Source organism: Variovorax sp. RTB1 (assembly GCF_035018765.1).
Classification (GTDB): domain Bacteria; phylum Pseudomonadota; class Gammaproteobacteria; order Burkholderiales; family Burkholderiaceae_C; genus Variovorax.
This window is the reverse complement of sequence record NZ_JASJXG010000004.1, coordinates 135,144-154,325: the sequence shown is the minus strand read 5'-3', so window position 1 is coordinate 154,325 and position 19,182 is coordinate 135,144. Positions and strand designations below refer to the sequence as shown.

Genomic DNA, 19,182 nt, shown 5'->3' with positions numbered 1-19,182 from the left:
CACGATGAGCAGCGAAGCCGAATCCCCCTCGAACGCAACGACGACCGCCTTGCCGCCCGAAGCGCAGGTGGTGCGCCGCTCGCGCACCCGTCGTGCGCTGCGCGCGCTGGCGTGGAGCTTCGCCGGGCTGATCGCGCTGGTGCTCGTGCTGACCGCAGGCGCCTGGTGGTGGCTCGGGTCGAACCAGTCGCTGGCCTTCGCACTCACGCAAGCGGCGAATCATCTGCCGGCTGGCCAATCACTTGAAAGCCGCGACGTCAGCGGCTCGCTGCGCACCGGTGGGCGTATCGGCTGGCTGCGCTGGCAAGGCCCGACGTTGGCAGTCGAAGTGCACGGGGCCCAGATCGGTTGGGCACTCGCGCCACTCTTGAAACGCAAGGTACAACTGGGTGAAGTTCATGCGGCGCAATTGCTGATCGAGCGTCGTGGTCCACCGAGCAAAACGCCGAACGAACCATTGGAGCAACTGGCACTGCCGATCGATGTCGAGTTTCCATTTCGCATCGACGATTTGCGCTGGACCGGGCCACCAGCGCTGCAGGCCACGAACCTGTCGGGCCTCTACAAATACGCCAACGCGCAGCATGTGCTGGACGTCACCGGTGTCGACATCGCCGACGGGCATTACAGCGCCCGCGTTGCACTGCAAGGCCCGGCGCCGATGGCGATCGATGCGGCACTCGATGGTCGCGTGAAGGCGCCGCTGGCCGAAGGCCGCAGCATCGACGTGGCGGCCGATGCCACCATCAAGGGCACGCTGAGTGGCGCAGCCGCACGCTTGCGGGTGAGCGCGCAATTGAAGCCGGCCGATGCCACGACGCCGGTCGCGGGTGAGCTCATGCAAGCCGCGCTGCAAGCCCAGATCGCGCCATGGCAAACGCAGCCGGTGATAGATGCGCAGGTCGATCTGCGAAACATCGACGCCGCGAGCCTCTGGCCCGGCGCACCTCGAACACAGCTGACCGGCACCATCGCGCTGCAACCCGACGCCGCCGTAGGCCCAGCCGCATGGCAGGCCCGGGGCAACATCCGCAACGCGCTGCCCGGCGCCTGGGACCTCGGCAAATTGCCGCTCGAACAGGTGGAGGCCGACGTCGGTTTCGACGGCACCGCCTGGAAGATCGCCGACGCCACGGTGCACGCTGGCGGCGGTCGCATCGATGCCGAAGGCGCCTGGGCTCCTGCCCCGGCGCCATGGCGAGCCACTGCCAGAGTGAGCGGCGTAAAGCCCGGCGAGCTGCATACCGAGCTGGCTGGCGCGCCCATCAATGGCCGCATTACTGCCGAGCAAAATGGCGATGCGCTGACCTTCGACGTAGCGCTGCAAGCCGAAGGCGGCGCCGGTACCAACTCGCTCAAGGGCTTGAAGCTCGATCGCGCCGTGGCCCGAGGTCAGTGGCTCTTTCAAAACCAGACACTCGACTTGCGCATGCTGCGCATCAATGCCGAGCGCGCTAGCGTCGACGGCAAGCTGCAATTGCGTGTGGCCGAGCAGGCGGGCAGCGGTAACCTGAACGTCGTCTTGCCAGGCGCCAGCGCGGAACTGCAGGGACGCATCGCGCCGAACCAGGGCGGCGGCGAACTCAAGGCACGCATCGACGATGCGGCGACATTGCAGAAGTGGATCGAAGGACTGCCCGGGCTTGCATCGGCTTTTGCCGGCAGCAGCGCGCAAGGTGCCGCACGTCTCGATGCCAGCTGGCAAGGTGGCTGGCTGGCTGTGCAACGGCGCTTGCAAAGCGCAACGACGCCGTCGCCGCGCGGCAACGCGGAGCCGACCGTGCAAGCCACGCTGATCGCGCAGAAGCTCGATCTTCGGTTGCCAGCGCCCGCCTCTGCTTCTTCTTCTTCTTCTTCTGCTTCTGCATCGTCGACCATTCAACTGCGCGGCATCCGCGCAGAGCTGGCCGGCAGCCTGGCGCAAGCCACCTTGTCGCTGCAAGGCGAGGCCAGCACCGGCACGCAAAACATCACGCTCGACACACGCGCCAGCGGCGGCCTCGAGCGCGCCGATCAATGGCGCGCAACGATCGCCAGCCTGCATCTTCAAGCGCAGGACAGCACGCGGCCCGGCCCCTGGACGCTGGAGCTGAGCCGCGCCATCAGCGCCACGATCCGCAGCACGGCCGCGAATGGCAAGACGGCCGCGCGGCTCGACGTCGAAGCTTCGGCCGCAGGCGCGACGCTGCGCGGCCCGGTGCCGGGCACGGTGCGCATCGACTGGCAACCATTGCGCTTCAGCCAGAGCGGCACGTCGACCAACCGCGTGTACCGCCTGCAATCGCAAGGCAAGCTGCAGGGCCTGCCGATGGCTTGGGCGAGCGCACTGGGCGCCAACACGGCACTGGCCGATGCCGGCGTCACCGGCGACTTGTTGTTCGACGGCGATTGGGACATCGACGCCGGCGACGCACTTCGCGCCCATGCGCGGCTTGCTCGGCAAAGCGGCGACATCCGCGTGCAGGCCGGCGAAGCGGCGCTCGTCACGCGCATCACGAGCCATGGCACGGGCACGGCCAGCGAGCGCACCATAACGGCGTCCGATGGCGACGCGGTCGGCCCCAGCACACCCGCCGGCCTGCGGCAGGCCGAACTCAAAGTCGACGCACAAGGCGATGCGATCAAGGCGACGCTGGCCTGGGACAGCGAGCGTGCCGGTCAGCTCAACGCCGAAGCGTCGAGCCGCGTGGTGCAGCACGACGGCGGCTGGCAGTGGGCTGCCGACGCGCCCCTCGCCGGCCGGCTCACGGCCAAACTGCCGAGCCTTGGCGTGTGGTCGATTCTTGCGCCACCCGGCTGGCGCGTGGCCGGCACGCTCGAAGCCGATGCCACGCTGTCGGGTCATCGCGCAGCACCGCGCTGGAACGGGACATTGAGTGCAGACCAGCTCGCCTTGCGCGCGCCCGTCGAAGGACTTGATTTGCGCGATGGGCGCTTGCGGGTCGCGCTTTCGGGCGACCGCGTCGAGATCACGGATTTCACGCTCAAGGGCGGCGCCGGCAGCACGGCACGCATCGCGGGCCAGAGCGGCAACAGGAGCACGGCCGCCAGCGAGGCTGCGAGCGATGGCGGCAGCTTGTCGGCCCGTGGCGAGGTCCGCTGGAACAGCGACGCGACCACCTCGAGGTCTGGCATCCGCATGTCGGTGCAAGGCAAGTTGACGCGCTTGCGTGTGTTGGTCCGCACCGATCGACAGGTGACAATTTCGGGTGAGGTGCAGTCGCACCTCGATAACGGCCAGTTCACCGTGCGGGGCGACCTCAAGACCGATCGCGCAGTGATCATCCTGCCGGACGAGACCGCGCCAAGTCTCGGCAGCGATGTGGTGGTTCATTCAGCCGCCAAAGACCGCGAGGCGGCTGAGCAGCAAGCCAAGCGCGACGCTGCCGCGCGCGCTGCCGAAACGACCGCGGCAAGCAACAACGCCCGACCGCAAACTGCCAAGCCACCCGACATCGCAGTCACCTTCGACCTCGGCGATGACTTCGCGGTCCAGGGCCGCGGCATCACGACGCGCCTCGAAGGCAAGCTCGACATCCGCAGTACCTCGCTTACAGCGCCGCCGCGCATCACCGGCGAGGTCAAGACCGTGCGTGGCCGCTATCGTTCTTACGGCCAGGAACTCGATGTAGAGAGCGGCCTGGCGCGCTTCAACGGTCCGTTCGACAACCCGTCGCTCGACATCCTGGCCATCCGGCCAAACATCACCCAGCGCGCGGGCGTGCAGATCACAGGCACTGCGCAATCACCTCGCGTGCGGCTCTATTCCGAGCCCGCGCTCTCCGACGCGGAGACGCTGTCGTGGGTGATCCTCGGACGCGCCCAGGCCAGCAGTGGCGGCGAATCGCTGCTGCTGCAGCAGGCCGCGTTGGCGGTGCTCGGCGGGCTGGGCAAAGGCGGCACCGGCGGCAGCCTTGCCAGCCGCTTCGGGCTCGACGAAATCGGCTTCAAAGGCCCTGGCAGCGGTGGTGACCTGCGCGAATCGGCGGTGACGCTCGGCAAGCGGCTGTCGTCGGACTTCTACGTGACCTACGAGCGCAGCATCGGAGGCACCTTCGGCACGCTCTTCATCTTCTACGACCTGACGCGGCGCCTGACCCTGCGCGGCCAGGCCGGCCAGAAGAGCGGGCTCGACCTGATCTACACGCTCAAATACGACTGAACTGTTAAAGTCGCCGCCGCTGCCCGAAGCCCCGAAACAAGCAAGTTTCGCGCGCTCAGTCCTCGTAGTTCAATGGATAGAACGGGGTCCTCCTAAGACTCAGATACAGGTTCGATTCCTGTCGAGGGCACCAAGGCCTCGGGCTCGAGATTTGTTTTTTGTGTACTTAAGTGTGACCTAGTTCCTCCCGTCAAAAGGATGACGTAGGCACAATTGCTTACATGACACAGCGCGCACAAACCCCTCACGAATGGTGGAAAGACAAGTCCGATTCGACCGAACGGGCTGCTTTCACCCAGTCTTACCGGTCCGGCCAACGCGAGCAACATGCCGCTGGCTGGCGCCGCAACGTCATGCTCGGGTTCCTGGTTATCGCCATTCCCGTGCTGATTCGCCTGTTGATCGCAACATGATGTTCAAGGTTTCCCCTCGCCCCGAGCGCCTGAGCATCGAGCAGATCCATGGGCTCGCAGACTCACTTCGAAGCGAATCGGCACACGATGGCCGCACGGCAGCTGCCGTCGCCGACGCACTGGAATCGGTCGCCCGCGAACGCGCATGCCGGGCGGCGCGACTGCAGCGCCAGTTGGGCCTGCGAAATTCGGCGTCGGTCCGTCGTGTCGCCGAGTGGGCCGTCACGAACTTCTGAGGAGCTCCACCGCTCGGCCACCACGCGATCCAGCGCGCTGGCTACTTCACCGAACCCGCCCACCGGCGGGTTTTGCTTTTTGCGCTCCGCTCGGGCATTACATTCGAGCGATGCATGATCTCGCCGTCTTCGTCGGCCGCTTCCAACCCTTCCACAAAGGTCACCTCGCCCTGTTGCAGCGCGCGCTCTCTGAAGCGCAGCGCTGCATCGTGGTCATCGGCTCGGCCTTTCACGCGCGTTCGCCGCGGCATCCTTTCAGCTGGCAGCAGCGTGCCGAGATGATTCGACGCGCTTTGCCTGAAACGGATCGAGAGCGGGTCAGTTTTGTGCCGGTGCGCGATCACCATGAAGACGCGCCGTGGATCGCCGAAGTTCGCCAGGCGATAGCCAGCGCAAACAAGGCGAACACAGCGAAAGCGGCAACGACTTTCACGGCTGGTTCGACGGGCTCGACCGATGCGACCGGCTCTGCGCCGACCACGGTGCTGCTGGTCGGTCACCGAAAAGACGCGACCACCGCCTATCTCGACTGGTTTCCCGAATGGCAGTTGACGACGCTGTCGGTCGCCTCGACCGCAACAGCCCGTGCGGCGCGCGACGCCTTGTTCGGTGCGACAGACGACGGCCCTCTGCGCGCAATGGTGCCGCTGCCGGCGTTCGACTTCCTGGCAATCTGGCGCAACGAGCCAACCTTCGCCGCGTTGCAAGAAGAGTGGACGATGCTGCGGGACTACCGCGCGTCCTGGGCCGCGGCGCCCTGGCCGCCCACGCTGGTCACGGTCGACTGCGTGGTGAAGTGTCGCGGCCACGTGCTGCTGATTCGCCGCGGCGAAGCGCCGGGCAAAGGACTGCTCGCCGTGCCGGGCGGCTTCATCGAGCAGCGTGAGACCACGCATCGTTCCGCCCTGCGCGAGCTGGAAGAAGAAACGCACCTCGACGTGCCAGACGCCGACCTGCGCGCCTGCCTGAGGGGCACTGCGGTATTCGACGCCCCCGATCGCAGCGAGCGCGGCCGCACGATCACGCACGCGCACTACTTCGACCTGGGCGATCGCCCTTTGCCGACGGTGCGCGCCGACGACGATGCGGCCTCGGCCAGTTGGACGCCCATCTCTGCACTCGTGGCGGAAGAAGCGCACTTCATGGACGACCACTTCGCCATGCTGCACCACTTCCTGCAATTCGAGTTGCCTGCGCCTCCCGCCTGAGCCCGCCCTCGCAGGCGCGCCCAACTTTCAGCTCATCGAAGCCACGCTCTCTTCTCGCGACAGCGCCGAACCTTGCACGTTCTTGCGCCGCCCATCGATCTGCTCTGCGAGGTAGTACGCGTCTCGCGCGACACCTGAGAACCGGCCCGATCCCCAGGTGTGCAGCCACGGCAAGCCGAGGAAATACAACCCCGCCTGATGCGTCACGCCCCGCAGATGCACCGGCTCACCCTTGCCGTTGAACACCGGCGCATCGACCCATGCGAAGTCCGGCAGAAAGCCGATGCACCACACCACGCTGGTGATGCCCGAGGCACGCAGGCTGAGTGTCGTGCGCTCCTCTTTCGGCTCCCACACCGGCACGTAGCGCTCGGGCGGCGGCGCATCGATGCCGTTGGCTTCGATGTATTTGTCGATCGACGCGTTGATGCCGTTGTAGATCTTGTCGGCGTGGTCCAGGTGCTCGCGCAGGTTGGGCTGGAACTGCAGCGCATCGCCTTCCATGCCGGTCAGCAAACCATAGAGCTCCATGCCTTCGTTGGCGAACGCACGCAGGTCGATGTCGCGTCCACCATCACGCCCGGTGAGGTAGTGGTTGGTGTTGTCGCGCACGCCTTCGCGCAACGGATGTGCAGTGACCGGCATGTCGTAGTACTTCATGTCGGCGAGCCAGTCGACCGCGTCCTTGCCGCGATAGAAGCGCGCGCAGCGCGGCGCGTTGCCCGTGGCAAGAAACACCTTGCGGCCGGCCAGATGCAGGTCTTCGGCGATCTGCGAACCCGACTGTCCGCAGCCCACCACCAGCACCGCACCCTCGGGAAATTGCGCCGGGTTACGGTATTGAGCCGAGTGGTATTGCACGATGCCGGCAGGCAGGCGCTCGGCCATGCGCGGAATCACCGGCTTGTGATAACCGCCCGACGCCACCACCACCTGGTCGGCAGTGAACTGGCCGGCGCTGGTGTCGACCGTGTACCGGTCGGACTCGCCCGCGCGCGACACCTTGTTGACCGTGACGCCTTCCATCGCCGGCGCCTGCACCTGCTCGACGAAACCGGCCAGCCACGCGTTGATCTCGTCCTTGACCATGAAGCCGTGCGGATCGGCGCCCTTGTACGGCCAGCCCGGAAGATCGCACTGCCAGTTGGGCGTGACGAGGCAAAACGAGTCCCAGCGCTGCGTGCGCCAGCTGTGCACCAGGCTTCGTTTTTCGATGACCAGATGGTCAATGCCGCGCTGCTGCAAACAGTGGCTGAGCGACAGGCCGGACTGGCCGCCGCCGACGATGACGACGCTGTAGTGAGTGGTCTTGGTAAGCATGGTGTTTCTTTTATTGAATCAGTCGAAGGCGATGACGGTCACCTGGGCATCGGGTTGCGCGTCGAACCGGGTGGCGATGTGCTCGATCTCGGCCAGTTGGTCCATCGCCTGCAAACAGGCGAAGCCGTACTTGGCACGCACGCGCTCCGACGCGATGCCGAGTGCATCGCGCGTGCGCTGCATGAAGTCCGGTAGCGGGTAGCTTTGACCGACGGCGAGGAAGTCCTCGACGACCAGCGACGGCGAGTAGCAGCGCGTCTCGCTGAAGTCGGGCCATCGAACATTGAAGTGCATCACGGGCATACGGATTTCCTTGTGGTGTCGAGCGATTGCTCAACAGGTCACGACAGCGCGTTGCATTGCCGACGCCGGCTCGGCGGACAGGCCCTGCCGGTACAACGTCGCGTGTCGCTCGGCACTGGCGGCCCAGCTGAAGCGGGCGATGAGGCGCTCGGCGGAGCGGGCGATCGCAGCCGGGTCGCGGGTTTTCAGCGCACGATCGATCGCGTCGGCAATCGATGACGGTTGCTCCGGGTCAGCCCACTGGCAATCGGCCTCGGTGAGGTATTCCGTGAAGGGCGCGATGCGCGACACCACCACCGGCGCGCCGCTCGCCAATGCTTCGAGCACGACCAGACCGAAACCCTCGTTGAGCGACGGCATGGCAACGACATCGGCCAGGCGATAGAGACCGGGCATGTCCGCATCGTCGAGCGGGCCGGTCAGCACCACCTGCTGGTTGCGGCCGATGCGCAGTCCACTGGCATCGGCCAACGCCTTGAAGTCGCGCGTGTAGTGTGCGTGGTCGAGCAAGCTGGCACCGCCTGCGATCACCAGTTGCGCATCGGGCCTGCGCGCGCGCAGCAGCACGAAGGCTTCGAGCAGCCGCAGCGTGTTCTTGCGCGCTTCGACGCCGCCCACCGCCAGCACGACTGGCGCCCCCGTGCGCACGCCGAGCCGACGTGCCAGCGCCGCATCGGTGTCATGTGCGGTGGCGCTGAAGCGCCCGCTGTCGACGCCATTGCTCACCTCGGACGCATCGATGCCGTGCTGGCGCCGCAGGATGTCTTGCCACAACCGGCTCACGCAAAACACCTGGCGCGCACGACGAAAGCCGCGCGCCTGCCAGAACATCAACTGCGGCGACGCAAAGACTTCGAGGTGATGCACCGTCCGCGCGAAGCCATCGATCAGCCCTTCGTCTTGCAGGTTGGCCAGCGCGTTGCCGCCGATCGGGTCGTGCGTGTGCAGCACGTCGAACGGCTTCTTTTCGATCAGCGCAGACAAATGGGTGGTGAAGGCCTCGATGCGGCCGCCGACCATCTCGACCATGTCGTGGGGCGTGCCACCGACCGGCACGAGTTGCGTCGCGCATCGCATCGGCCTGAAGAAACCTTGACCCGGCGACGCGGGTGCCATCACCGTCACATCGTGGCCGGCATCGTGCAAGGCATGCGCCAGCTCGATGGTGTGGACCACGCCGCCGCGCGGGTTCACCGAGTGCGTCAACAGGCCGATGCATAGCGGCTTCTTAAAGTCGAACGCTTCACGCATGGGCCACCTGCGCGTCGGACTCGGAGTCGGCAGCCTCGCAGATGAACGGGTCGCGCTGCAAGTCCCACAGCTCTTCGTGTTGCGAGCCCTGGCGCAACATGAGCTTGCGTGTGGCGTCGACATCGCCAACAACGGTGGCAGCCAGATCGCGCGCTGCAAAGCGCGCGAGCACCGCGTCGACCTTGTCGGGCCGAACGCTGAGCACGAAACCGTAGCTGGGGAACGATGTCAGCCAGCGCAGCAGCGGCACACCGGCAGGCCGCGGAATGGCATCGATGTCGATCGTCGCGCCGACGCCGGAGCATTCGAGCAGCATCAACGCCGTGCCGATGGCGCCGGCCATGCTGATGTCCTTGCCGGCATCGCACAGGCCTTCTTCTGCGAGCAACGGAAGGATTTCGAGATCGCCACGCAAGCGTTCACCGGGCGTCGCGGTCGAGGCGTTCCAGTAGGGGAACGGCTCCTCGTAGGCGCCGCGCAAGTCGATCGCCATCACGAGGCGATCGCCTGGCCGCGCATCGAAACTCGTCAGTAATTTCTTCGCGCGACCAAGGATGGACACGGCCAGCTGGGGACGCTCGCTTCGGTTGTTGCTGTGACCGCCGACGATCGGCACGCCATATTTCGCCGACGCCACCGCCATGCCCTTGAGCATTTCGTCCGCCGGCTGCATGCCCGCACTCCACAGCGCGTTGACGACGGCCGTCGGCCGGCCGCCCATCGCGTAGATGTCGCTCACGTTGACCATCACGCCGCAGTAGCCGGCGAACCACGGCATGCGGGTGATGAAGTCTTCGACCAGGCCCTCGATGGCGAAGAGAAGGTAGCCGCCATTGCCGTCGGGTATGGCTGCGCAGTCGTCGCCGATAGGCACTGCTTGCGACAGGTCGGTCGTCCCGCCCGGGAGCGCCCGGCCGAGTGCGGTGACGATGTCGCTGATGTCGCGCTTGTGCGCGAAGCCGCGCGAGTCGCGCAATGCAGCAACGATGGCGTGCAGCATGGGTGCCCTATTCAAGGCTGCTGCCCTCACCCTGGCCTCTCCCAGACGGAGAGGGAAAAGACGGACGACCCGCGCGGGAGACGAAGCCGCTGACCGGGTCATGGCACGGCGGATAAAAGCGCAAGTCCGGCTGCATCTCCGCATGGGGTCTTCCATGAATCGTCAGCGCGCCCGTCGTACGCCAGTGCAGCTTCTGAAACAGCGCCTCGTTCTGCGACTGCACATGCGCCATGAACGTGTTGCACCCCTGCGCACGTGCACGCGTCACCGCCAGCTTGATCAGCGTCGCGCCCAGATGGCCCTGGTTCCTGAACGCCGCGTGCACGGCAAGTCGCGAGCCCCACCAAACACCGGGCGATGCTTCATGGATGCGCACCGTGCCGACCACCTGATCCGGCATGCCACCGATGCACGACATCGCAACCAGCAACTGCGCGTGCTCATCGATGCCATCACGATCGTCGCCGATGAAGATGCCCTGCTCGATGCAAAACACCGCGCGGCGCAAGGCATGCGCTTCGTCGCGCTCCCAGCGCTGCGCAGCCTCGCGCACGAGGAATTCGACCGGCGCGTAGTGCACCACAGGGTCGACGATGTCATCGATGCAGCTCATGGTGGGCTCCTTCTTTCGAATGGTTTCGAGTCAGGACTCGTACACCGACAGCGAGGAGCAGGCGCCGCATTTTCCGCAGCCGGCCTTGATGTCGCTCGAACGCAGGTTGTGGGCGGCGACGCGCTGGCCCAACGGCTGGAGGATCGACTTCATGAACTCCGGCGTCGGCGCCGGATGGTCTTCCAACGGGGTGCCACTGATCGGCACGAACGGCACCACGAACGGGTACACGCCCATCGTGAGCAGCGTGTCGCAGATCTCGAGGATGGCTTCGCGCGTGTCGCCGAGCCCGGCCAGGATGTAGGTGCTGACCTGGCCACGCCCGAACACGCCGACCGCTGCCTCGAACGCGCTCATGTAGCGCGAGATCGGCACGCTGGCCTTGCCCGGCATGATCTTCTCGCGCACCGACTGCGTCACCACTTCGAGGTGCATGCCGAGCGTGTCGATGCCAGCCGCCTTCATGCGGTGGAACCACTGGTCGTCGTCCGGCGGTTCGCACTGGCCCTGGATCGGAATGTCGACCGCGGCCTTGATCGCGAATGCGCTCTCGCACAGGATGGCCGCACCGCGGTCGGTCGCGTTGGGCGTGCCCGTCGTCAGCACCATGTGCTTGACGCCGTCGAGCAGCACCGCGGCGCGCGCCACTTCGGCCAGCTGCTCGGGTGTCTTGCGCGCCACCGTGCGACCGGCTGCGAGCGACTGCCCGATCGCGCAGAACTTGCAGGTCTTCTTGCGGCTCTCGTAGCGGATGCAGGTCTGCAGCACCGTTGTCGCAAGGACGTCGGAGCCATGCAGCGTCGCGATGTGCGAGTACGGCACGCCGTCGAAAGTCTGCATCGAATAGAAGCGCGGCTGCTTCGGGAAGCTGATGCTCGCGATGGGAATCGCACCACGCGTGATGGTGCTCATACCCTGCGCGTCGGGTGCCTGCGCGGTGAAGGGCGAGTTCCACGCGGTCGACGTATGCACCGGCACCATGATCGTGTGACCGTCCACCGTGACGGCCTTGTGGTCCGATGGGCCGGCACCGCCGCGGCGGCTGGCCGCGCCGGCAGAAGGATCAACCAGCCGCAACCCGAAGGACTGCAACTCGGTCATCAGTTGCCGGCTCGACGGGGAGGTTGGCGTTGCGGTCGGTGTGGTCATAGGGATGTCCGGTGGAAGAAGAAGAACCGAAAGAACCGTTGGAAAGCTCGGCGGCGGCCGGCATGGCGAACGTGGTCGTGGCAGGACGCTCGTTGATCGCCAGGCTCAGCAGTTCGGGCCGCGCGTAGTGGCCGACCGAATCCATCATTCGTTTGCGCTTGGTGATGAGCGCCATGTCGAGGTCGGCGATGACCATGCCTTCGCCGTCGGTCAGCGGCGCTGCGAGGTGCTTGCCTTCGGGCGAGACGATGGCCGTGTGGCAACCGCCACGCAGCGCCTTTTGCAAACCGGTGTCGGGCGTGATCGCGACGATCTGCTCATCGGTCAGCCAGCCGGTCGCGTTCACCACGAAGCAACCCGACTCGAGCGCGTGATGACGGATGGTCACTTCCATCTGCTCCGCGAAGATCGGCCCGACCAACGAGCCGGGGAACTGCGCGCAATGGATTTCTTCGTGCTGCGCCATCAGCGCATAGCGAGCCAACGGGTTGTAGTGCTCCCAGCAGGCCAGCGCGCCGACGCGGCCGACGGCGGTGTCGACCACCTTGAGGCCGGCCGCATCGCCCTGGCCCCAGATCATTCGCTCGTGGTACGTCGGCGTGATCTTGCGGCGCTTGAGCGCGAGCGTGCCGTCGGCGTCGAACACCAGTTGCGTGTTGTAGAGGCTGCCATGGTCACGCTCGTTGACGCCGAGCACCACCACCACGCCGCGCGCCCGCGCCCGCTCCGCCACGGCCAGCGTGACCGGGCCCGGCACCACCACCGACCGCTCCATCAGCCGGATGTGCGCCGGCCCCTGCTGCACCGGTGGCTGCACGAAGGAGAAGTACGGGTAGTACGGCACGAAGGTCTCCGGAAAGACCATCAGCTGCACGCCCTTGCCCGCGGCCTCATCGATCGCCTCGCACACCTTGTTCAGGGTGCCGTCATGGCTCTCGAAGTCGGGCGATATCTGTACCGCTGCGGCGCGGACGATGCGTGGCGATGTCATGGCAGCGCGACTCTTACAGGGTCCAGGTGTCGAGGATGAAGGCGTTGGCCTTGCGGTGCAGCAGCACGATGTCGAGCACGTCGAGCGGGCTGATCGGCACGATGCCCGGAATCAGCGAGCCTTCGCCATGGCCGTACAGGGCCTGCAGCGCGAAGCGGCAGGCGTAGACCTTGCCGCCCTCTTCCATGAACTTGGTGATCTGCTTGTTGAAGTTTTGATGACCGGGGAAAGCCTCGTCGCCCAGCGTCGGGAAGCCGCGCTGCACGCCGAGCGTGACGCCGGGGCCGTACAGCAGGATGGTGGTGTCGAAACCCTTGCGCTTCAGCCGCGTGGCCTGCAGCAGATTGACGAAACCGATCGAGCCTTCGAAGGCGACGGTGTGGAAGGTGACCAGGGCCTTCTCGCCCGGTTCAGCCTTGACGTCTTCGAAGACTTTTTCTTCGTAGTCGACAAGGTGATCGCCAGTGACGTTCGGTGCTTTGGTGACTTTGGGCATGGTGTGTTCCGGTTGAAAAGTGGACTGAAAAACGAGAGGGACGATGTGCTGCTCGCCCTTCGAATTCGCACGCTTTGTGCCACTCGAAACCCGTGTGGATGCGATCAACCTGCAATCAATCAATAGCAGTGCGCCATCCGCGACCTCGAAAGAATTTCAGGCACTGTTTTCAATGGCTGGATGCGCCCTGCAGACAGCCTTCGAGGCCTCGCCATGCACACCGTTGATGCGCTTTCGATGCGATCAATGCACCCGATCAATGGACTTGAATGCACACGTTCGAGGCATTGATCGCTCACCTAAGCCGCATAAGACTCGTTTTGGTCGGCACGGAACCTGCGTCCGCCAATCGCATTCACCGATCGCATCCGATGCAATCAATGGATGCGATCAACTCACCGTGAACCCGCCATGAGCAACACATGACCAAACTCTCGCAGCATTGGCAGCGCAAGCTCGACACGAGCAGCAAGCCCGCCTACCTGTTCCTCGCCGACCTGATTGCCGACGACATCCGTACAGGCCGGCTGACGGCGCGCGACCAGCTCCCCACGCTGCGCGACCTCGCGGTCGATTTGCGGCTCAACTACACGACCGTGGCGCGCGGCTACGCGGAGGCGCGCAAGCGCGGCCTCATCGACTCGCGCTCGGGCACCGGCAGCTTCATACGCGGCAGCAGCCCCGCGCTGCCCTTGCGCGGCGGCAGCGGTGCCGAGATGACGATGAACCTGCCGCCCGAGCCGCAGGACGCCGGCCTGCTCGGACGCATGCACGAGAGCGCCGCTCGCGTGATGGCCGATTCCGACCTGTGGGATCTGCTGCGCTACCAGGACTTCGGCGGCTCCGTGCGCGACCGCGAGGCCGGCATGCAGTGGCTGCGGCCGCGCGTACCCGATTGCCGGCTCGACCAGATGCTGGTGTGCCCCGGCATCCACAGCGTGCTGGCGGCGGTGTTCTCGCAACTCGCACGACCGGGCGAACTGATCTGCGTCGAGGCGCTGACCTATCCGGGCGTGAAGGCGATCTCGACGCAGTTGGGCATCCAGCTGCATGCGCTGCAGCTCGACGAAGAAGGCCCGATGGGCGATGCCTTCGAGCACGCCTGCAAAACGCTCAAGCCCAAGGCGCTCTACGTCAACCCGACCCTCAACAACCCGACCACCGCGACGATCTCTCGCGCGCGTCGCGAAGCGCTGGCCGACATCGCCTTGCGCTACGCCATTCCGATCATCGAAGACGACGCCTACGCGATGATTCCGCGCCAGGTACCACCGACCTTCGCCAGCCTGGCGCCCGACCTCACCTACTACATCACCGGTTTTTCGAAGACGCTGGGTGCGGGGCTGCGCAACGCCTACGTGCGCTCGCCCAACGCGCGGCAATCGCAACGCCTGGCTGGCGCGCTGCGTGCCACCACCGTCATGGCCTCGCCCATCACCAACGCGCTCGCCACGCTGTGGGTCGAAGATGGCACCGCCGACGAAATGCTGGTCGCGGTGCGCAACGAATCGAACGCGCGCCAGGCGCTGGCGGTCAAGCACCTGGCCGACCACGGCATCAACGGCTCCGATCAACAGACCGAGGGCTTTCATTTGTGGCTGCCGTTGACCTCGGCGTGGAGCACCGTCGAATTCGCTTCGTACCTGCGCAGCCAGAACGTCGGCGTGGTCGCGAGCGCAGCCTTCTCTACCGACGGCGCGCCGCCGGACGCGGTGCGCATCTGCCTCGGCGGGCCGATGTCGCGCGAAGAATGCGATCAGGCATTGCGGCTGGTCGCCGATACGCTGACGCATCCGCTGCATCCGCACGCAACGGTGACCTAAGGCACGGACTCGCGCCCAGCCCTGACCGCCTGTAGGCACACGCCGACGTGCGCGGGATGCGTTATCCGGCAGCAAAGGCCCAGGGCAGACCACTAAGGTCGTGGCTCACCAACACACGGAGACCTTCATGAAAAGCATCATCCTTTGGCTGTGCGGCGTCCCGCTCATCGTCATCATCGGTCTGAAGGTTTTCGGCGTCTTTTGAGATTCGACAGGTTCCTCCTCCCGGCGCCTCTCTGGCGTCGTTCCATAGCGCCCTTCGGGGCGCTTTTTTTTGGTCAGAACGTTTCGCGACGAAGTTGTTGAACGTCTTCATGCAGCGACTTCGCCCAACTGCGCCGCTCCCGTCCATACGCCGATTGCGGCTCGCCGAACCGGACGATGGCCAGCAACGGCGGTGCCGTCAGCGTGTTCCACAACGAGGTGACGAGGTTGTCGTCGTCGATGTAGCGAGGCGCCTGGCTGGTCTCGCCGGTGGCGGCATCGGCAAAGCGAATCGCAGCGGGCTGGATCGGCGCATCGGCTGAGATAGCGGCCTGCATCAGGTTGGCATGGAACGGCAACAACCCGTGGCCATCGCTGGTCGTGCCCTCGGGAAAGATCGCGATCAGGTCGCCCTTGCGCAACGCGTCGGTCATGTGATGCACCACGCGCAGCGCGTCGCGTCGCCGCTCACGCTCGATATAGAGCGACCCCGCGCCGGTCGACAACATGCCGATGAGCGGCCAATGCCTGACGCCAGCTTTCGAGACGAAGCGCACGTGGCGTGCCGCGTGGATCGCGAGGATGTCGAGCCACGAGAGGTGATTGCACACCAGCAGCACCGGCCCGCCCGCAGGTGGCGTGCCTTGCACCGTGAGCTGCACTCCCATGAGCGCCAGCATGCGCGTTGCCCACTGCTGCACGGCCGTCTCGCGTTGCGCCGGGGTCATTGCCGGAAACTTGAAGCGAATGGTCCACCAGCCACCGAGCGCATGGCCGACGGCGCGAAGCAATTTCCAGGAAGCGGAGAGTTGACGCATGCGCGAAGTCGGCGCTTCAGCCGTGAACGAGGCGACCGGCGACGAGCGTATGGCGCGCCCGTCCTCGCAGCGCGTAGCCGGCAAACGGTGTGCTCTTGCCATGGCTGCGCAGCGTCTCGGGCTGCACCTGCCATTCGATCTCGGGGTCGATCACACAGATATCCGCCACACCGCCTGTCGTCAACTGGCCGGCGCCGGCTGCAGTCAGCAGTCGGGCCGGCGCCGATGTCACGACGCGCAACGCGCGCATGAGCCCGACACCGCTCTGCTCACCCCATTGCAGCGCCAGCGGCAGCAGCAATTCGAGCCCCGTCGCGCCCGCTTCGCTCTCAGCGAAGGGCAGCGTCTTGGCATCGGCATCGACCGGCGTGTGGTCGGACACCAGCGCATCGATGGTGCCGTCGGCCAGCCCTGCCGACAACGCATCGCGATCGCGTTGCTGGCGCAGCGGCGGGTTGAGCCGCGCGCGACTGTCGAAGTAGCCGATGTCGGTGTCTATCAGCAGCAGCGAATTGATGCTGACGTCGCAGGTCAGCGGCAGGCCGGCCGCCTTGGCTTCGCGCACCAGTTGCACACCGGCCGCACTAGAGAGCCGGCACAGGTGCACGCGTGCGCCGGTGCTCTTCATGAGTTCGACGATGGTGAAGATCGCGATGGTCTCGGCCGCCACCGGCACGCCGGACAGGCCGAGCCGCGTCGCGAGCGGGCCGCTGGCCGCGACACCCTTGCCGAGGTCGCGGTCTTGCGGGCGCAGCCATACGGTGTAGCCGAAGGTGCTCGCGTAGAGCAACGCGCGCTGCAGCACTTGCGTGTCGGCCAGGGCCACGTCGGCCTGGGTAAAGCCGATGCAGCCGGCTTCGGTCAGCGCGGCCATCTCGGTCAGCACTTCGCCGGCCAGGTTGCGGGTGAGGGCGCCCAGCGGAAACAGGCGTGCGCCGTTTTGTTTGGACGCGCGAAACCGCAGCATCTCGATCAGGCCAGGCTCGTCGAGCACCGGGTCGGTATCGGGCAGGCAGACCAGGCTGGTCACTCCGCCCGCGACCGCCGCGGCCATCTCGCTTCCGAGCATGCCCTCGTGCTCATAGCCGGGCTCGCGCAGGCGCGCTGCGAGATCGACCAGGCCTGGCGCCACGATGCAGCCTGCGGCATCGAGGGTGCGATCGGCCTTGAAGCCGGAAACGTCGCCGATGCCGGAGACCTTGCCGTCGGCCAGCGCGACGTCGGCCCGCTGGTCGAAGCCCGCTGCCGGATCGATCACGCGGCCGTTTGTTATGAGGATGTTCATGCTTCATTGCCCGCGACGATGCTCATCACCGCCATGCGCACCGCGATACCGAAAGTGACCTGCGGCAGGATCACGCTCTGCCTGCCGTCGACCACAGCGGAGTCGATTTCGACACCGCGGTTGATCGGCCCCGGGTGCATCACGATGGCGTCCGGCTTGGCCAGCCGAAGCTTCTCCGGCGTGAGCCCGTAGGTCTTGAAGAACTCCTGACTCGACGGCAGCAGCGCGCCGCTCATCCGCTCGTTTTGCAGGCGCAGCATGATCACGACGTCGCAATCCTTGATGCCTTCTTCGAGCGTGTGGCACACGCGCACGCCCATCTGGGCCATGTCGTCGGGCACCAGCGTCCGGGGGCCGACCACCCGCACTTCGGCACAACCCAGCGTGGTGAGGCCGTGAATATCGGAGCGCGCCACGCGCGAGTGCAGAACGTCACCGACGATCGCAACCGTGAGGTTGGTGAAGTCTTTCTTGTAGTGACGGATCGTGTACATGTCGAGCAGCCCCTGCGTCGGATGCGCATGGCGGCCGTCGCCGGCGTTGATCACATGCACATGCGGCGCGACGTGTTGCGCGATGAGGTACGGCGCGCCCGATTCGCCGTGCCGCACCACAAACAGGTCGGCGGCCATCGCGCTCAGGTTGGCGATGGTGTCGAGCAGCGACTCGCCCTTGGTCGCCGACGAGCGCGCGATGTCGAGGTTGATGACGTCGGCGCTCAGCCGCTTGGCCGCGATCTCGAAGGTGGTGCGAGTGCGCGTCGAGTTCTCGAAGAACAGGTTGAACACGCTCTTGCCGCGCAGCAACGGGACCTTCTTGACCTCGCGGTCGCTCACGCTGGTGAAGTTGGCGGCTGTGTCGAGGATGTGCGTAAGGATGCTCTTGGGCAGCCCTTCGATCGACAGCAGATGGATGAGTTCGCCGTTCTTGTTGAGCTGCGGATTGCGTTTGTAGAGCATCAGCGAGTGGCCTCAACTTGCAAGCTGAACACGCCTGATTCGCTGCGTGCCAAAGCCAGGAGTTGGGTGTCCGGCAACGTCAAATGCGTCGCTGCGAAGTCGGCTGCCACCGGCAGTTCACGCCCACCGCGGTCGACCAGCACCGCAAGCCGCACGCAGGCCGGACGCCCGAAGTCGAACAGCTCGTTGAGCACCGCGCGGATGGTGCGGCCGGTGTAGAGCACGTCGTCGAGCAGCAGCACATCGGCACCGTTCACTTCGAACGGCAACGCGGTTTGCGCGCTCGCAGCCAGGCCGCGGCGTGCGAAGTCGTCGCGATGCATGGCCGACGAGATCACGCCGGGGGCGCCGGGCAGGCCCAGGTCTTTTTGCAGCCGCTCCACCAGCCAGGCGCCGCCGGAAGTGATGCCGACCAGCCTCGTCTCGGGCCGCATCAGCTGCTTTACGCCGGATGTGAGCGCGGTGTAGAGCGCCTCGGCGTCGGGGATCGTGTTCAAGAAAGACTCCTCAGGAATTGCTCCAGGATGATGCAGGCGGAGGCGGCATCGGCATCGCGCGCGCCGGACGCGAGCGCCTCGGTCGTGCTGTAGCGCTCGTCGACTTCGTACACCGGCAGCTTGAAGCGTCCGTGCAGTTGGCGTGCGAACTTCTGAGCACGACGCGTGTTCTCGTGCGCTGCGCCATCGGGATGAAATGGCACGCCGATGACAAGTGCATCGGGCTGCCATTCGCGGATGCGGGCTTCGACCTGAACGAAGCGGGCATCGCCTTCGGCCTTGATGGTGGCCTGCGGCGACGCGGTCTTGAGCAGGCGATTGCCGGTAGCGACGCCCGTGCGCTTCAAGCCGAAATCGAAGGCCAGGAAGCTCTGAAAATGCGAGGGGACCGGGTCAGCAGAAGGAGCGGAAACGTCACGGGATGAGGCTGTGTTGGCTGGCTCGTTCGACATGA

The 19,182-nt window shown here is 65.8% G+C and carries 19 protein-coding genes and 1 tRNA gene; 6 read left to right on the top strand and 14 right to left on the bottom strand.

What is annotated here, in order from left to right; translation table 11 throughout:
• Positions 1 to 4 precede the first annotated feature (4 nt).
• The 5 genes from QN397_RS04610 to QN397_RS04590 all read left to right on the top strand — a co-directional run bounded on the left by QN397_RS04610 (position 5) and on the right by QN397_RS04590 (position 6,019).
• Complete coding sequence (locus QN397_RS04610; protein WP_323500195.1) at positions 5 to 4,162, top strand: translocation/assembly module TamB domain-containing protein; 4,158 nt, start codon at positions 5 to 7, stop codon at positions 4,160 to 4,162.
• 58 nt (positions 4,163 to 4,220) lie between these two features.
• A tRNA-Arg gene (locus QN397_RS04605) sits at positions 4,221 to 4,295 on the top strand.
• Between the two features lie 88 nt (positions 4,296 to 4,383).
• Positions 4,384 to 4,575 carry a hypothetical protein gene (locus tag QN397_RS04600; protein WP_323500194.1) on the top strand — a complete coding sequence of 64 codons (192 nt, stop codon included), beginning with the start codon at positions 4,384 to 4,386 and terminating at the stop codon, positions 4,573 to 4,575.
• Complete coding sequence (locus QN397_RS04595; protein ID WP_323500193.1) at positions 4,575 to 4,811, top strand: hypothetical protein; 237 nt, start codon at positions 4,575 to 4,577, stop codon at positions 4,809 to 4,811. The genes QN397_RS04600 and QN397_RS04595 overlap by 1 nt, the downstream gene beginning before the upstream one ends.
• Positions 4,812 to 4,921: 110 nt before the next feature.
• The gene (locus QN397_RS04590; protein WP_323500192.1) at positions 4,922 to 6,019 is read left to right on the top strand and encodes a bifunctional nicotinamide-nucleotide adenylyltransferase/Nudix hydroxylase; all 1,098 of its coding nucleotides are present in this window, start codon (positions 4,922 to 4,924) and stop codon (positions 6,017 to 6,019) included.
• Positions 6,020 to 6,046: 27 nt separating this feature from the next.
• On the opposite strand, the gene QN397_RS04585 is transcribed toward QN397_RS04590, so the two are convergent.
• Genes QN397_RS04585 through QN397_RS04550 form a run of 8 tightly spaced genes read right to left on the bottom strand, consistent with a single transcriptional unit; the run spans position 6,047 to position 13,142 of the window.
• On the bottom strand, positions 6,047 to 7,339 hold the full coding sequence (locus tag QN397_RS04585; RefSeq protein ID WP_323500191.1) for an MSMEG_0569 family flavin-dependent oxidoreductase: 1,293 nt from the start codon (positions 7,337 to 7,339) through the stop codon (positions 6,047 to 6,049).
• Positions 7,340 to 7,357: 18 nt separating this feature from the next.
• Positions 7,358 to 7,642 carry an MSMEG_0570 family nitrogen starvation response protein gene (locus QN397_RS04580; RefSeq protein WP_323500190.1) on the bottom strand — a complete coding sequence of 95 codons (285 nt, stop codon included), beginning with the start codon at positions 7,640 to 7,642 and terminating at the stop codon, positions 7,358 to 7,360.
• 30 nt (positions 7,643 to 7,672) lie between these two features.
• Positions 7,673 to 8,893, bottom strand: coding sequence for an MSMEG_0565 family glycosyltransferase (locus QN397_RS04575; protein WP_323500189.1), 1,221 nt, complete (start codon positions 8,891 to 8,893; stop codon positions 7,673 to 7,675).
• Positions 8,886 to 9,893 carry a sll0787 family AIR synthase-like protein gene (locus QN397_RS04570; protein ID WP_323500188.1) on the bottom strand — a complete coding sequence of 336 codons (1,008 nt, stop codon included), beginning with the start codon at positions 9,891 to 9,893 and terminating at the stop codon, positions 8,886 to 8,888. Before QN397_RS04570 ends, QN397_RS04575 begins: the two co-directional genes overlap by 8 nt.
• 7 nt (positions 9,894 to 9,900) lie before the next feature.
• Positions 9,901 to 10,506 (bottom strand): MSMEG_0567/Sll0786 family nitrogen starvation N-acetyltransferase, encoded by a 606-nt coding sequence (locus QN397_RS04565; RefSeq protein WP_323500187.1) that lies wholly within the window; start codon positions 10,504 to 10,506, stop codon positions 9,901 to 9,903.
• Between the two features lie 30 nt (positions 10,507 to 10,536).
• A complete protein-coding gene (locus QN397_RS04560) occupies positions 10,537 to 11,607 on the bottom strand; it encodes an MSMEG_0568 family radical SAM protein (RefSeq protein ID WP_323495819.1) in 1,071 nt (356 codons plus the stop codon).
• On the bottom strand, positions 11,570 to 12,646 hold the full coding sequence (locus QN397_RS04555) for a Nit6803 family nitrilase (protein WP_323500186.1): 1,077 nt from the start codon (positions 12,644 to 12,646) through the stop codon (positions 11,570 to 11,572). Before QN397_RS04555 ends, QN397_RS04560 begins: the two co-directional genes overlap by 38 nt.
• A 13-nt stretch (positions 12,647 to 12,659) precedes the next feature.
• Positions 12,660 to 13,142 (bottom strand): MSMEG_0572/Sll0783 family nitrogen starvation response protein, encoded by a 483-nt coding sequence (locus tag QN397_RS04550; protein WP_187053060.1) that lies wholly within the window; start codon positions 13,140 to 13,142, stop codon positions 12,660 to 12,662.
• A gap of 422 nt (positions 13,143 to 13,564) precedes the next feature.
• On the opposite strand from QN397_RS04550, the gene QN397_RS04545 reads away from it, so the two are divergent.
• The gene (locus tag QN397_RS04545; RefSeq protein ID WP_323500185.1) at positions 13,565 to 14,965 is read left to right on the top strand and encodes a PLP-dependent aminotransferase family protein; all 1,401 of its coding nucleotides are present in this window, start codon (positions 13,565 to 13,567) and stop codon (positions 14,963 to 14,965) included.
• 61 nt (positions 14,966 to 15,026) lie between these two features.
• On the opposite strand, the gene QN397_RS04540 is transcribed toward QN397_RS04545, so the two are convergent.
• The 6 genes from QN397_RS04540 to ruvX are packed head-to-tail and all read right to left on the bottom strand — an operon-like array spanning position 15,027 to position 19,180.
• Positions 15,027 to 15,281, bottom strand: coding sequence for a hypothetical protein (locus QN397_RS04540; RefSeq protein WP_323500184.1), 255 nt, complete (start codon positions 15,279 to 15,281; stop codon positions 15,027 to 15,029).
• Positions 15,244 to 15,987, bottom strand: a complete 744-nt coding sequence (locus QN397_RS04535) for a lysophospholipid acyltransferase family protein (RefSeq protein WP_323500183.1) — start codon at positions 15,985 to 15,987, stop codon at positions 15,244 to 15,246. Before QN397_RS04535 ends, QN397_RS04540 begins: the two co-directional genes overlap by 38 nt.
• A 16-nt stretch (positions 15,988 to 16,003) precedes the next feature.
• Positions 16,004 to 17,272 (bottom strand): dihydroorotase, encoded by a 1,269-nt coding sequence (locus QN397_RS04530; protein ID WP_323500182.1) that lies wholly within the window; start codon positions 17,270 to 17,272, stop codon positions 16,004 to 16,006.
• On the bottom strand, positions 17,269 to 18,231 hold the full coding sequence (locus QN397_RS04525; RefSeq protein ID WP_323500181.1) for an aspartate carbamoyltransferase catalytic subunit: 963 nt from the start codon (positions 18,229 to 18,231) through the stop codon (positions 17,269 to 17,271). The genes QN397_RS04530 and QN397_RS04525 overlap by 4 nt, the downstream gene beginning before the upstream one ends.
• On the bottom strand, positions 18,231 to 18,728 hold the full coding sequence (gene pyrR, locus QN397_RS04520) for a bifunctional pyr operon transcriptional regulator/uracil phosphoribosyltransferase PyrR (RefSeq protein WP_187053065.1): 498 nt from the start codon (positions 18,726 to 18,728) through the stop codon (positions 18,231 to 18,233). The genes QN397_RS04525 and pyrR overlap by 1 nt, the downstream gene beginning before the upstream one ends.
• Entirely contained in the window at positions 18,725 to 19,180 is a 456-nt protein-coding gene (gene ruvX, locus QN397_RS04515) for a Holliday junction resolvase RuvX (RefSeq protein ID WP_323500180.1), read from the bottom strand. Before ruvX ends, pyrR begins: the two co-directional genes overlap by 4 nt.
• Positions 19,181 to 19,182 lie beyond the last annotated feature (2 nt).

Excerpts from the sequence above, each read along its gene's own strand:
- QN397_RS04610 (WP_323500195.1), top strand. The coding sequence starts at position 5 with ATGAGCAGCGAAGCCGAATCCCCCTCGAACGCAACGACGACCGCCTTG.
- QN397_RS04600 (WP_323500194.1), top strand. The coding sequence starts at position 4,384 with ATGACACAGCGCGCACAAACCCCTCACGAATGGTGGAAAGACAAGTCC.
- QN397_RS04595 (WP_323500193.1), top strand. The coding sequence starts at position 4,575 with ATGTTCAAGGTTTCCCCTCGCCCCGAGCGCCTGAGCATCGAGCAGATC.
- QN397_RS04590 (WP_323500192.1), top strand. The coding sequence starts at position 4,922 with ATGCATGATCTCGCCGTCTTCGTCGGCCGCTTCCAACCCTTCCACAAA.
- QN397_RS04585 (WP_323500191.1), bottom strand. The coding sequence starts at position 7,339 with ATGCTTACCAAGACCACTCACTACAGCGTCGTCATCGTCGGCGGCGGC.
- QN397_RS04580 (WP_323500190.1), bottom strand. The coding sequence starts at position 7,642 with ATGCCCGTGATGCACTTCAATGTTCGATGGCCCGACTTCAGCGAGACG.
- QN397_RS04575 (WP_323500189.1), bottom strand. The coding sequence starts at position 8,893 with ATGCGTGAAGCGTTCGACTTTAAGAAGCCGCTATGCATCGGCCTGTTG.
- QN397_RS04570 (WP_323500188.1), bottom strand. The coding sequence starts at position 9,893 with ATGCTGCACGCCATCGTTGCTGCATTGCGCGACTCGCGCGGCTTCGCG.
- QN397_RS04565 (WP_323500187.1), bottom strand. The coding sequence starts at position 10,506 with ATGAGCTGCATCGATGACATCGTCGACCCTGTGGTGCACTACGCGCCG.
- QN397_RS04560 (WP_323495819.1), bottom strand. The coding sequence starts at position 11,607 with ATGACCGAGTTGCAGTCCTTCGGGTTGCGGCTGGTTGATCCTTCTGCC.
- QN397_RS04555 (WP_323500186.1), bottom strand. The coding sequence starts at position 12,646 with ATGACATCGCCACGCATCGTCCGCGCCGCAGCGGTACAGATATCGCCC.
- QN397_RS04550 (WP_187053060.1), bottom strand. The coding sequence starts at position 13,142 with ATGCCCAAAGTCACCAAAGCACCGAACGTCACTGGCGATCACCTTGTC.
- QN397_RS04545 (WP_323500185.1), top strand. The coding sequence starts at position 13,565 with ATGACCAAACTCTCGCAGCATTGGCAGCGCAAGCTCGACACGAGCAGC.
- QN397_RS04540 (WP_323500184.1), bottom strand. The coding sequence starts at position 15,281 with ATGAAGACGTTCAACAACTTCGTCGCGAAACGTTCTGACCAAAAAAAA.
- QN397_RS04535 (WP_323500183.1), bottom strand. The coding sequence starts at position 15,987 with ATGCGTCAACTCTCCGCTTCCTGGAAATTGCTTCGCGCCGTCGGCCAT.
- QN397_RS04530 (WP_323500182.1), bottom strand. The coding sequence starts at position 17,272 with ATGAACATCCTCATAACAAACGGCCGCGTGATCGATCCGGCAGCGGGC.
- QN397_RS04525 (WP_323500181.1), bottom strand. The coding sequence starts at position 18,231 with ATGCTCTACAAACGCAATCCGCAGCTCAACAAGAACGGCGAACTCATC.
- ruvX (WP_323500180.1), bottom strand. The coding sequence starts at position 19,180 with ATGTCGAACGAGCCAGCCAACACAGCCTCATCCCGTGACGTTTCCGCT.